This is a genomic window from Paracidovorax avenae ATCC 19860, assembly GCF_000176855.2.
In the GTDB taxonomy this organism is placed as follows: Bacteria; Pseudomonadota; Gammaproteobacteria; order Burkholderiales; family Burkholderiaceae_C; genus Paracidovorax; species Paracidovorax avenae.
The window spans coordinates 287447-299940 of the sequence record NC_015138.1; the positions used below are offsets into that span (position 1 = coordinate 287447).

Genomic DNA, 12494 nt, shown 5'->3' on the forward strand with positions numbered 1-12494 from the left:
AAAGCCGCATATCGTTAGTCGCGTGCCGCATTACCCGCTGCAGTGCACTCCCCAGCCGTCGATGCGCACCACGTCGCAATCCACTTCTGCCGCGATGCGGTCGGCCACCAGCCAGGGGCCGGCCTGCAGCGACAGCAGCGGGTGGTGCCACACGCCGGGGGCCAGTTGCAACCCCTGCTGGCCGTCGGTGACAAAGGCGCGCAGGTGCTCCGGGCCCAGCGCCTCGGGAGCAATGGCCGCATCGGCCACCACGGCCACCAGCTGCAGCGCGGCGCCGAAGGGCGCGAAGGACTGGCTGCCCAGCCGGTGCCGTTCCATCAGCGTAAGCCGCGCGGGCAGCGCGGTCGCGGCGGCATCGAACAGGCTGAAGGCCACGGCGCCCGGTCCGGCGGCGAAGGGCCGGGCCAGGTCGTGGTGGCGCATGCAGCGGCCGTCGTTGATGGGGATCTGCCGGGTGCCGCTGCCGCCCAGCGCGATCACCTGGCCGTAGGGCGCGAAGGCTACGGCGGTGAGGGGCTGCACCGGCAGCACCACCCCCCCGCTCATTGCACCGCGCCGATGAAGCCGGCCAGTTCCGGCGTGCCCGGCTGGGCGAACAACTCCCTGGCGGGCCCGCATTCGTGCACGCGGCCCTGGTGCATGAACACCAGCTGGTCGCCCACGTCGCGGGCGAAGCGCATCTCGTGGGTGACCATGATGAGCGTCATGCCCTCGGTGGCCAGCTGCTTGACCACGGCCAGCACTTCGTTGACCAGTTCCGGGTCCAGCGCGGAGGTGATCTCGTCGCACAGCAGCACCTTGGGCTGCATGGCCAGGGCGCGGGCGATGGCCACGCGCTGCTGCTGGCCGCCGCTCAACTGGTCGGGGTAGGCGTCGTATTTCTCGGCCAGGCCCACCTTGGCGAGCATCTCGCGGGCCAGTTGCCGGGCCTCGGCCTTCTTCGTGCCCTTGACCACCACGGGCGAAAGCGCCACGTTCTCGCCCGCCGTGAGGTGGGGGAACAGGTTGAACTGCTGGAACACCATGCCCACGTTCAGGCGCAGCGCGCGAAGCTGCGCGGGCGTGGCCTGCGATCCCTTGAGCACGGCGTCATCGACGACGATCTGGCCGTCGTTGATCGATTCCAGCCCGTTGATGGAGCGCAGCAGCGTGCTCTTGCCCGAGCCGCTGCGGCCGATGATGGCGACGACCTGGCCGCTTTCGACACGCAGGTCCACGCCCTTGAGCACATGGTTGTCGCCGTAGTACTTGTGTACGGCGCAGACGTCAACGAGCGGCATAGAGTTTCTTCTCCAGGTGGGATGCACAGGCGGACAGCGGCCAGCACAGCAGGAAGTAGCCGGCGGCGACGAGCCCGTAGATGAGGAAGGGCTGGAAAGTGGCGTTGGCCAGCATGGAGCCGAGCTTGGTGAGATCCTCGAAACCGATGATCGAGGCCACCGCCGTGCCCTTGACGATCTGCACCGAGAAGCCCACGGTGGGCGCGATGGCCAGGCGCACGGCCTGCGGCAGCACCACGTGGCGCATCTGCTGGAAATAGCCCATGGCGAGGCTCGACGAGGCCTCCCACTGCCCGCGGGGTATGGCCTGCACGCAGCCGCGCCAGACCTCCGCCAGGTAGGCGCTGGTGTAGAGCGTGAGGCCGATGGCGGCGGCCGTCCAGGGCGATACGTCGAAGCCCGCCATGGACGCGCCGAAGAACACCAGGAACATCTGCATGAGCAGCGGCGTGTTCTGGAAGACCTGGATGTAGGTGCGGCTCACGCGCTGCAGGCCGGGGTGGCGGCCCACGCGGGCGAACAGCACGGCCAGGCCCGCCGCGCCGCCCAGCGCGAAGGCCATGAGCGACAGCAGCAGGGTGGCCCAGAGGCCTTCGGCCAGCTTGAGCAGGATGGGCAGCAGGGGAATGTCGGCGATCATGCGGCGTCTCCGGCCGGCGCGGCGGCGGGGCGGGGCGTGGACGGGGCGGCGGCCGGCGTGCGGCGCGCCACGATGACGTGCTGCCCGATCCAGGCCAGCGCCTGGCGCAGCAGCAGGGCCAGCGCGAAGTAGAGCGCCGTCACCACGATGTAAGTCTCGAACGCGCGGAAATTGCGCGACTGGATGAAATTGGCGGCGAAGGTCAGGTCCTGCGCCGCGATCTGCGACACCACCGAGGTGCCCAGCATCACGATGACGATCTGGCTGCTGAGCGCGGGCCACACCTTCTGCAGCGCGGGCCGCAGCACCACGTGCCGGAAGCAGGCCCAGCGGCCCATGCCGAGCGCGCTGGCGGCCTCCAGCTGGCCACGCGGCGTTTCCTGGATGCCGGCCCGCACGATCTCGGTGAGGTAGGCGCCCAGGTTGACCACGGTGGTCAGCAGGCAGGCCTGCCATTCATTGAGTTGCAGGCCCAGCGACGGCAGGCCGAAGAACACGAACATCAGCTGCACCAGGAAGGGCGTGTTGCGGATGGCCTCCACGTACAGCTTGAACAGCCAGTTCAGCGGCGCGATGCGCCAGGCGCGGCACACGCCGCCGGCCACGCCGATCGCGCCGCCCAGCACGGCGCCGGCCGCCGTCAGCCCCAGCGTGAAGGCGGCGCCCTGCGCCAGCTGGCCGCTGTAGTCGAAGACGGCGCCGAAGTCGAATGCATATGCCATGGAGGAGGTCTCTTCCGGTCAACGTGGCCCTGTGCGGACGGTGTGCTCCGGCCGCTTACAGCGTGGCGGGCAGCGGCATCTTCATCCAGCGCTGCGACATGTCGTTCAGGCGGCCGTCGGACTTGGCTTTGGTGATGATCGCGTCCACCTTCTGCAGCAGCGCGTCCTCGCCCTTGGCGACGCCCACGTAGCAGGGCGTGTCCTCCACGGCGAACTTGGCGTCCAGCTGGCGCAGCTTGGTGCGCTCGTTCACGGCGTTGGCGACGATGTTGCCCAGCGTCACCAGCTGCACCTGACCGGTCAGGTAGCTCTGCGCCGTGGCGTTGTTGTCTTCGTAGCGCTTGATGGTGGCCGAGGCCGGCGCCAGCTTGGTGAGCGACAGGTCTTCGGTGGAGCCGCGCGTCACGCCGATGGTCTTGCCCGCCAGGTCGGCCGGGCCCTTGATGACGGCCTCCTTGGGGCCATAGACGCTCTTGGGGAAGGGCGCGTAGGCCTGGGTGAAGTCGATCACCTTGGCGCGCTCGGCGTTCTTGCCCAGGCTGGAGATCACCAGGTCGGCCTTGCCGGTGGTCAGGTAAGGGATGCGGTTGGTGCTGGTGACGGGCACCAGCTCCACCTTCACGCCCAGCTCCTTGGCCACCAGGTTCGCCATGTCGATGTCGTAGCCCTGCAGCTTCAGGTCGGTGCCCAGCGAGCCGAAGGGCGGGAAGTCCTGCGGGATGGCCACGCGGACCACGCCGGCCTTCTGGATGTTGGCCAACACGTCGGCATGGGCAGGCGCCGCGCCGCCCAGGGCTGCGGCCGCGAAGGCGGTGGCGGCCAGCAGGGCGCGGAGGGCGCCGCGGCGGGCGGTCGAGGGGGAAGTGGCGGTGCGGATCATTGGAAAACTCCTTCGGGGAACGGGGGGGAGGGGGGGACGAGGCGAAAGGAAACCGGCGTGCCGGCCGCGGGCGGCTCCGGCGCATCCATGTCGATGCCGCCGCGGCGTGCCGCCGACAGCAGGTGGGCGTGCATGGCCTGGGCGCTGGCCGCGGCATCGCCCGCGCGCAACGCCTGCACGATCGCGTCGTGTTCGCGGGCCGGCTCGTCGTCGGCGCCGGTGCGGGCGAACGGCAGGCGCAGGCTGTGGGCGATGGCCGGCTCCAGCTGCCGCGCCATGGCGACCAGGCCGGGGTTGCCCGACAGCTGCGCCAGCAGCAGGTGGAAATGCAGGTCCGCCTCGGCGGCGCTCAGCAGGTCGTTGCGCCGCAGCGCGCCGGACTGCTGCTGTTGCAGCCACTGCAGCTGGTGGTGCGCGCCCGCGTCGGCACGGCCGGCGGCCAGGGCCGTCCATCCGGGCTCCAGCACGAGCCGCAGCTCGATCAGCTGTCGTGGCGAGAGGGTGCCCATCTCGGGCGTGGCGAAGGCACGGTGCGTGCGCTCGCCGCTGGCATGCGGGCCCCGCACCATCACGCCCCGGCCGGGCAGGATGTCCACCAGCCCCAGCGTCTCCAGCACCGACAGCGCCTCGCGCAGCGAGGCCCGGCTGATGCCCAGGCGCTGCGCCAGTTCGCGCTGCGCGGGCAGCGGGCTGCCGCTGGCATAGTGGCCGCTCAGGATCTGCTGCTGCAGCGTCTGCGCGACGGAAGAGGGGATGCGGTGCATGGGCTCCGGTGGTTCGGTGGCCTGACAGGTCAGACCAGTGCCCCCATCAAAGCGATTTGCGTGCCAGACTCAAAAACAGGAGCATGAAATCGTTGCAGGGCCTTCGGAATTACCGGATGGAAGGGCCACCTTTCGCAGAAGGACGATGTCCGCTGCGCCGCGCCCCGTCCGGCGGCGCCTGCATTTGGTGCGCTGCAGCACGGCGCCGGGCAGAAGGCGCCCGGCGCCTGCCCATAATCCGAAGGTGATGACGAAGGCCGACTTCCCTCTTTCCCGCCGCTGCCTGCTGGGGCAGGGCTGCGCGCTGGCCGGCGCGCTGCTGGCCGGCTGTGGAACGCCCGCCCACACCGAGCGCGGCGAGGTGCAGGCTGCCGACGTCGAGCCCGCCGAACTGGCGCAGTCGGACGTGAACCGCATGGCCACGCTGGGCATGCGCGCCAACCTGGACAGCCTCTACCTGCTGATGGACAAGCTCTACCGCCGCAATCCGGCCGAGTGGCGCAAGGGCCAGGCGCCGGACCAGCTGCCGGGCCGCATCCTGGCCGGCCAGCGCGTGCGCGACGCCATCGAGCAGCGCCAGCCCTGGGCGCCGCTGCAGGGGCGCCGCGACATCGCCGCGCTGGCCTACTCGCTCAGCCCCGAGTTCGCGGGCGACCGCGTGGCCGCGGTCATCCACGCCACGGCCGACATGATCGTCACCGCCCACGGCGGCAAGACCCGCTTCTTCCTGATCGACGGACTGGACGCGCAGCACCTCTACAACGCCGCGCGCAACGTGGAAATCGCCGTCTGGCTCATCGCCCAGCGCCAGGGCCCCGACGGCCGGCCGCTGCTGCTGGCTGACGAGATCGGCCCGGGCGTGCGCAACGTGAGCTTCGAGCGCGAGTTCGGCAAGATCATCGCCCGGCTCGACCTGCTGGCCGCCGTGGTGGCCGAGAAGTACCGCCGCGCCGCCATCAGCTACGTGCAGAACCTGGTGGGCGGCACCTTCCTGCAGTTCCTGCCCGTGCGGTAGGACCTACCCGGCGGCCCGACGCCGTCCCCGTTTAAAATCCGCCCGCCCTCCGAGGAGCGTTGCAGCGGCCCGTCCGCCGGCGTCGGTCATGACCGCCGCGGGTGCGCCGTCAGGCTCGGAGCCTGTGCCGAAGAATCGATGCCAACGACGCTCACCTGTCCTTTCCCACCGTCCGCGCAGGTGAGCCCCATGTCCGCCCCCCATTCCCTTCCTCCCATGAAGCTGTCCGGCCTGGAGCCGGTCTCCATCGGCGAGGGCACGCTGTTCGTCAACATCGGCGAGCGCACCAACGTGACGGGCTCCAAGGCCTTCGCGCGCATGATCCTCAACGGCCAGTACGAAGAGGCCCTGGCCGTGGCGCGCCAGCAGGTGGAAAACGGCGCCCAGGTCATCGACATCAACATGGACGAGGCCATGCTCGACAGCAAGGCCGCCATGGTGCGCTTCCTGCAGCTCATCGCCTCCGAGCCCGACATCGCCCGCGTGCCCATCATGGTGGACAGCTCCAAGTGGGAGGTGATCGAGGCCGGGCTGCGCTGCATCCAGGGCAAGGGCATCGTCAACTCCATCAGCATGAAAGAGGGCGTGGAGAAGTTCAAGCACGAGGCGCGGCTGGTCAAGCGCTACGGCGCCGCCGCCGTGGTCATGGCGTTCGACGAAGTCGGCCAGGCCGACACCTACGCGCGCAAGATCGAGATCTGCGAACGCGCCTACCGCGTGCTGGTCGATGAAGTGGGATTCCCGCCCGAGGACATCATCTTCGACCCCAACATCTTCGCGGTGGCCACGGGCATCGAGGAGCACAACAACTACGCGGTGGATTTCATCGAGGCCACGCGCTGGATCAAGCAGAACCTGCCGGGCGCCAAGGTGTCGGGCGGCGTCTCCAACGTCTCCTTCAGCTTCCGCGGCAACGACCCGGTGCGCGAGGCCATCCACACCGTGTTCCTCTACCACGCGATCAAGGCGGGCATGGACATGGGCATCGTCAACGCCGGCATGGTGGGCGTCTATGACGACCTGGAGCCCACCTTGCGCGAGCGCGTGGAGGACGTGGTGCTCAACCGCCGACCCGACGCGGGCGAGCGCCTGGTCGAGATCGCCGAGACCGCCAAGAGCGGCGCCAAGGACGAGAGCAAGAAGCTCGAATGGCGCAACCACCCGGTGCGCGAGCGGCTCGCCCATGCGCTCGTGCACGGCATCACCGACTTCATCGTGGAAGACACGGAAGAGGCCTACCAGGAGATCCTGGCCAGGGGCGGCCGCCCGCTGCACGTGATCGAAGGCCCGCTCATGGACGGCATGAACATCGTGGGCGACCTGTTCGGTGCCGGCAAGATGTTCCTGCCCCAGGTGGTCAAGAGCGCGCGCGTGATGAAGTCCGCCGTGGCGCACCTGATCCCCTACATCGAGGAAGAAAAGCGCCAGGACGAACTGGCCGGCCGCGACGTGCGCAGCAAGGGCAAGATCGTCATCGCCACCGTGAAGGGCGACGTGCACGACATCGGCAAGAACATCGTCACCGTGGTCCTGCAGTGCAACAACTTCGAGGTCGTGAACATGGGGGTCATGGTCCCGTGCCACGAGATCCTGGCCAAGGCCAAGGTCGAGGGCGCGGACATCGTGGGCCTGTCGGGCCTCATCACGCCCAGCCTCGAAGAGATGCAGTACGTTGCCGGCGAGATGCAGAAGGACGAGCACTTCCGCGTCAGGAAGATCCCGCTGCTGATCGGCGGCGCCACCTGCTCGCGCGTGCACACCGCCGTCAAGATCGCGCCGCACTACGAAGGCCCCGTCGTCTATGTGCCCGACGCCTCGCGCAGCGTGAGCGTGGCGCAGAGCCTGCTGGGCGACGGCGCGCAGAGCTATGTCGAAGAGCTGAACGCCGACTACGACAAGGTGCGCCAGCAGCACGCCAACAGGAAGCAGACGCCCCTGTGGCCGCTGGCCAAGGCGCGCGCCAACCGCACGCCCGTCAACTTCAGCACCTACCAGCCCCCGCAGCCGCGCCTGCTGGGCCGCCGCGTGTTCAAGAATTTCGACCTGACCGAGCTGGCAAAGTACATCGACTGGGGCCCCTTCTTCCAGACCTGGGACCTGGCCGGCCCGTACCCCGCCATCCTCGACGACGAGGTGGTGGGCGAGCAGGCCCGCCGCGTCTTCGCCGACGGGCAGGCCATGCTGAAAAAGCTGATCGAAGGCCGCTGGCTCAGCGCGAGCGGCGTGCTGGCCCTCTACCCCGCCAACAGCGTGGGCGACGACATCGAGTTCTACACCGACGAGACGCGCACCGAGGTCGCCATGACCTGGTACGGCCTGCGCCAGCAGACCGAAAAGCAGGTGATCGACGGGGTGATGCGCCCCAGCCGGTGCCTGGCCGACTTCGTCGCGCCCAAGGAGAGCGGCATCGCCGACTACGCCGGCCTCTTCGCCGTGACGGCCGGCCTGGGCGTGGAGAAGAAGGAACAGGCCTTCATCGACGCGCTGGACGACTACTCCGCCATCATGCTCAAGAGCCTGGCCGACCGCCTGGCCGAAGCCTTCGCCGAATGCCTGCACCAGCGCGTGCGCACCGATCTCTGGGGTTACGCCGCTGGCGAGGCCTTGAGCAACGACGACATGATCGCCGAGAAGTACCAGGGCATCCGCCCCGCGCCCGGCTACCCGGCCTGCCCGGACCACAGCGCCAAGCAGGACCTGTTCCGCGTGCTGCAGTGCGAAGAGATCGGCATGGGCCTGACGGAAAGCCTGGCCATGACCCCCGCCGCCAGCGTGAGCGGCTTCTACATCGGCCACCCCGAGAGCACGTACTTCAACGTCGGCAAGATCGGCGAGGACCAGCTGCACGACATGGCCGAGCGGCGTGGCATGGACGAGAAGGTGCTGGAGCGGCTGCTGGCGCCGAATCTCTGATCCTGAGGCGCATCCAGACGCCTGCCCCGGAAAAGACGAAGGCCCCGCATGCGGGGCCTTCCATTTGGTGCATCTTTCAGCTTGTTAGCGTCCAGAGCGCATATCCCAGTGATCTGAGTGTTTGCGAATTTACCCGAATCCGCTACAAACGGCAAACTGCAGAGCAGAGGGGGAACACATGCAGAAAGAAAAACCGCTGGCCTATCGCCTGGCATTGGACCTGGGCTCCACGTCGCTGGGCTGGGCCGTGCTTCGTCTGAGCGCGCCGGGTGAGCCTTCGGCCGTCATCAGGGCCGGCTCGCGCATCTTCAGCGATGGCCGCAACCCGAAGGACGGCTCGTCCCTCGCCGTCACCCGCCGCGCGGCACGCGCCATGCGAAGGCGGCGCGACCGGCTCCTCAAGCGCAAGGCCCGCATGCTGGCGGCGCTGGAACGGCATGGCTTCTTCCCGCAGGACGAGGCAGCCCGCAAGGCACTGGAAAAGCTGAATCCCTATGGGCTGCGCGCCCGAGGGCTGGAGTCCGCACTCAAGCCGGAAGAATTCGGCCGGGCCCTGTTCCACCTGAACCAGCGCCGGGGCTTCCAGAGCAACCGCAAGACCGACCGCAAGGACAGCGACAGCGGCGCGCTCAAGCAAGCCATCGGCACGTTGCGGGCGCAGATGCACGAATCCGGCTGCCGCACGGTGGGCGAGTGGTTCTGGAAGGTGCGCATGGAGCGCAAGCCCGAGGGCGTGAAAGGCCAGGGCGTGCGCGCCCGCTACCGCGAAACGCCTTTCACCACCGACGAGGGTAAGAAGCGCATCGACAAGCGCTACGACCTGTATGTCGATCGCGCCATGGTGGCGCAGGAATTCGATGCGCTGTGGGCCGCGCAGGCGACCTTTGCCCCTGCACTGTTCAACGAGGCCGCACGCGCCGAACTGCGCGACATCCTGCTGCACCAGCGCAAACTGCGGCCCGTGCAGCCCGGCCGCTGCACACTGGTGCCCGAGGAGCCGCGCGCCCTGCTGGCGCTGCCGAGCACGCAGCGCTTCCGCATCTACCAGGAAGTGAATCATCTGCGCGTGCTGCATGACGAGTTGCGCGAAGAGGCGCTGACCCTGGCGCAGCGCGACCAGATCGTGGCGCTGCTGGAAAGGCAGGCCAAGGTGACCTTCACCGCCATGCGCAAGGCGCTGGGCTTTTCGGCCCTCTTCAACCTGGAAGATGCCAAGCGCGATGGCCTCAAGGGCAATGCCACGACTGCGGCGCTGGGTAAGAAGGACTTGTTCGGCCCGCTGTGGGCCGGGTTCGACACCGCGCTGCAGGACGAGATCGTTACGCAGCTGATGACCGAGGAAAGCGAGCCGCGCCTGATCGCCTGGCTGCAGGAACACACGGGCGTGGACGAGGCGCGGGCGCAGGCCATCGCCAATGCCGGCCTGCCGGAAGGCTACGGCAGCCTGGGACGGACGGCGCTTGCGCGCATCGTGCCGGAGCTGCAGCGCGACGTCATCACCTACGACAAGGCCGTGCAGGCGGCAGGCTTTGCGCACCATAGCGATCTGGGCTTCAGCTTCGAGCACGATGCGGACGAAGTGGAACGCATCGGCGAGCGCACCATCGCCTCCACCGGGGAGATCAAGCCCGTCTTCGCCTTCAAGCAACTGCCCTACTACGGCCGCGCCTTGCAGCGGCATGTAGCGTTTGCCAAGGAGAACCCACGCAACGACGAAGAGCGCTACGGCAAGATCGCCAACCCCACCGTTCATATCGGACTGAACCAGGTGCGCGTGGTGGTCAATGCGCTGATGTGCCGCTATGGCCGGCCGACCGAAGTGGTGATCGAGCTGGCCCGCGATCTCAAGCAAAGCCGCGAACAGAAGCTGGAAGCGCAGCAGCGGCAGGCGGACAACCAGAAGCGCAATGCGCGCATCCGCCGCTCCATCGCCGAGGTGCTGGGCATCAGCGAAGAGCGCGTGCGCACGCTGGACATCCAGAAATGGATCCTGTGGGAAGAGCTGAGCCACGATGCGGCCGACCGCCGCTGCCCCTACAGCGGCGTTCAGATCAGCGCGAGCATGCTGCTGGGCGAGCGCGTGGAGATCGAACACATCCTGCCATTCTCGATGACCCTGGACGACAGCCTGAACAACCGGACGGTGGCGCTGCGGGAAGCCAACCGCATCAAGCGCAACCGCACACCGTGGGATGCCCGCACCGACTTCGAGGCCCACGGCTGGAGCTATGACGGCATCCTGCAGCGCGCGGAGCGCATGCCCCAGCGCAAGCGCCACCGCTTCGCACCCGACGGCTACGAACGCTGGCTGGGCGAAGACAAGGACTTTCTGGCCCGCGCGCTCAATGACACGCGCTACCTCTCGCGCGTGGCCGCTGAATACCTGCGGCTGGTGTGCCCCGGCAGTGCCACGCGCGTGATCCCGGGCCAGATGACGGCACTGCTGCGTGGCAAGTTCGGCCTGAACGACGTGCTGGGCCTGGACGGCGAGAAGAACCGCAACGACCACCGCCACCATGCAGTGGATGCCTGCGTGATCGGCGTTACTGACCAGCGCATGATGCAGCGCTTCGCCCAGGCCAACGCGCAGGCGCGTGAAGATGGTTTGACACGCCTGGTCGAAGACATGCCGCTGCCCTGGCCCACCTACCGCGCCCATGTGGAGCGCGCCGTGCGCCACATCTGGGTCAGCCACAAGCCCGACCACGGCTTCGAGGGCGCCATGATGGAAGAGACCAGCTATGGCATTCTGCGCGACGGCACCATCAAGCAGCGCCGCAAGGCCGATGGCAGCGCGGGGCGAGAGATCAGCCGCCTGATCCGCATCACCGAACCCAGCCAGCCCCAGCGCCATGGCGTCGATGCCGAAGGCAGGCCGCTGCCCTACAAGGGCTATGTGGGCGGCAGCAACTACTGCCTCGAGATCACCGTAAACGACAAGGGCAAATGGGAAGGGCAGGTGATCTCCACCTTCGATGCGTATCGCATCGTGCGGGAAGGCGGCCTGCGGCAGTTGCGGCATTCGACCCAAGGCCAGAATGGGCAGGCGTTGGCCATGCGGCTGGTGATTGGCGATAGCGTGCGGTTGGAGGTGGATGAGCAAGAGCGTGTCATGCGCATCGTGAAAATCAACGGCAACAATGGACAGGTATTCATGGCACCGGTACATGAGGCGAATGTGGATGCGCGAAACAGCGATAAGAACGAGGCATTTGCCTATACGTCCAAAATCGCGGGCTCATTCCAGAAAACCAAGGCCCGCCAAGTCACCATCTCCCCCATCGGCGAGTTGCGTGATCCGGGGTTCAAGGGCTGACACACTATGGTCGGCCGCATCGTTGAAATCGCGGACGACCGGCGGCATCTCTTCGTGCATCGGGGCTTTCTCGTCGTGCGCGACACAGAGGGCGAGCGCAAGGAACTGGGCCAGATCCCCCTGGATGACATCGCCGCGGTCATCGCCAACGCCCACGGCCTGAGCTACACCAACAACCTGCTGGTGGCCCTGGCCGAACGTGGGGCGCCCTTTGTGCTCTGTGGAGCCAACCACAACGCGGTCGGCATGCTGCTGCCCATCGACGGCCACCATGTGCAGGCCAAGCGCATCGAAGCGCAACTGGCCGCCGGGCTGCCGCTGCTCAAGCGCCTATGGGCGACAGTGGTGAAGGCCAAGCTGGAACAACAGGCCGCCGCGCTGGAAGCCGCAGGTGCCGCCACGGCCCCGCTGCTGGCTCTGGTGGGCAAAGTGCGCAGCGGCGACCCCGAGAACATCGAAGGGCAGGGAGCCAGGCGCTACTGGAGCCTGCTGTTCGGTGCGGACTTCCGGCGTGACCAGGATGGCGACGGCCTGAATGCGCTGCTCAACTACGGCTACACCTTGCTGCGCTCCGCCACCGCCCGCGCCGTGGTGGCGGCCGGCCTGCACCCCAGCCTGGGCCTGCACCACAGCAACGATGCCAACCCCATGCGGCTGGTGGATGACTTGATGGAGCCTTTCCGGCCGGTGGTGGACCTCAAGGTCTGGCAATTGCACAGGGCGGGAGAAGCCCATGTCACGCCTGAAACCAAGCGCGCCCTGGTGCGTGTGCTGTACGACGACATGCAGACCCTGCAGGGCGTGACGCCCGTCATGGTGTGCATGCAGCGCATGGCGACGTCGCTGGCCCAGGTCTATCTGGGTGAACGGCTCCGGCTCGACCTGCCTCTGCCCGGACTGCCTCTGTCGCTCGCAGGCAGCTTCGATCCCGATTGAATGCATGCCGACGGACAGACAGGATTGC

Annotated in this window: 10 protein-coding genes and 1 riboswitch; of the genes, 4 read left to right on the plus strand and 6 right to left on the minus strand. The window is 67.9% G+C overall.

All coding sequences use genetic code 11. The annotated features are described in order from the left end of the window. Positions 1-30: 30 nt before the first annotated feature. Genes ACAV_RS01260 through ACAV_RS01285 form a run of 6 tightly spaced genes read right to left on the minus strand, consistent with a single transcriptional unit; the run spans position 31 to position 4286 of the window. On the minus strand, positions 31-546 hold the full coding sequence (locus ACAV_RS01260; protein WP_013592769.1) for an ureidoglycolate lyase: 516 nt from the start codon (positions 544-546) through the stop codon (positions 31-33). Then, positions 543-1280: an amino acid ABC transporter ATP-binding protein gene (locus tag ACAV_RS01265; RefSeq protein WP_013592770.1), complete on the minus strand. Its 738-nt coding sequence runs from the start codon at positions 1278-1280 to the stop codon at positions 543-545. Before ACAV_RS01265 ends, ACAV_RS01260 begins: the two co-directional genes overlap by 4 nt. Continuing rightward, positions 1267-1920: an amino acid ABC transporter permease gene (locus tag ACAV_RS01270; protein ID WP_013592771.1), complete on the minus strand. Its 654-nt coding sequence runs from the start codon at positions 1918-1920 to the stop codon at positions 1267-1269. Before ACAV_RS01270 ends, ACAV_RS01265 begins: the two co-directional genes overlap by 14 nt. After that, entirely contained in the window at positions 1917-2642 is a 726-nt protein-coding gene (locus tag ACAV_RS01275) for an amino acid ABC transporter permease (protein ID WP_013592772.1), read from the minus strand. The genes ACAV_RS01270 and ACAV_RS01275 overlap by 4 nt, the downstream gene beginning before the upstream one ends. A 55-nt stretch (positions 2643-2697) precedes the next feature. Beyond that, positions 2698-3522 (minus strand): transporter substrate-binding domain-containing protein, encoded by an 825-nt coding sequence (locus ACAV_RS01280; protein ID WP_013592773.1) that lies wholly within the window; start codon positions 3520-3522, stop codon positions 2698-2700. After that, positions 3519-4286, minus strand: coding sequence for a FadR/GntR family transcriptional regulator (locus ACAV_RS01285; protein ID WP_013592774.1), 768 nt, complete (start codon positions 4284-4286; stop codon positions 3519-3521). The genes ACAV_RS01280 and ACAV_RS01285 overlap by 4 nt, the downstream gene beginning before the upstream one ends. 247 nt (positions 4287-4533) lie before the next feature. Between ACAV_RS01285 and ACAV_RS01290 the strand changes: the two genes are divergently transcribed. The 4 genes from ACAV_RS01290 to cas1 all read left to right on the plus strand — a co-directional run bounded on the left by ACAV_RS01290 (position 4534) and on the right by cas1 (position 12466). Next, a complete protein-coding gene (locus ACAV_RS01290; RefSeq protein WP_013592775.1) occupies positions 4534-5301 on the plus strand; it encodes a hypothetical protein in 768 nt (255 codons plus the stop codon). A gap of 45 nt (positions 5302-5346) precedes the next feature. Beyond that, positions 5347-5461, plus strand: a riboswitch (S-adenosyl-L-homocysteine riboswitch). 29 nt (positions 5462-5490) lie between these two features. Beyond that, on the plus strand, positions 5491-8214 hold the full coding sequence (metH, locus tag ACAV_RS01295) for a methionine synthase (protein WP_013592776.1): 2724 nt from the start codon (positions 5491-5493) through the stop codon (positions 8212-8214). 178 nt (positions 8215-8392) lie between these two features. After that, positions 8393-11530 carry a type II CRISPR RNA-guided endonuclease Cas9 gene (gene cas9, locus ACAV_RS01300; protein WP_013592777.1) on the plus strand — a complete coding sequence of 1046 codons (3138 nt, stop codon included), beginning with the start codon at positions 8393-8395 and terminating at the stop codon, positions 11528-11530. A gap of 6 nt (positions 11531-11536) precedes the next feature. Continuing rightward, on the plus strand, positions 11537-12466 hold the full coding sequence (gene cas1, locus ACAV_RS01305; protein WP_013592778.1) for a type II CRISPR-associated endonuclease Cas1: 930 nt from the start codon (positions 11537-11539) through the stop codon (positions 12464-12466). Positions 12467-12494: the final 28 nt, after the last annotated feature.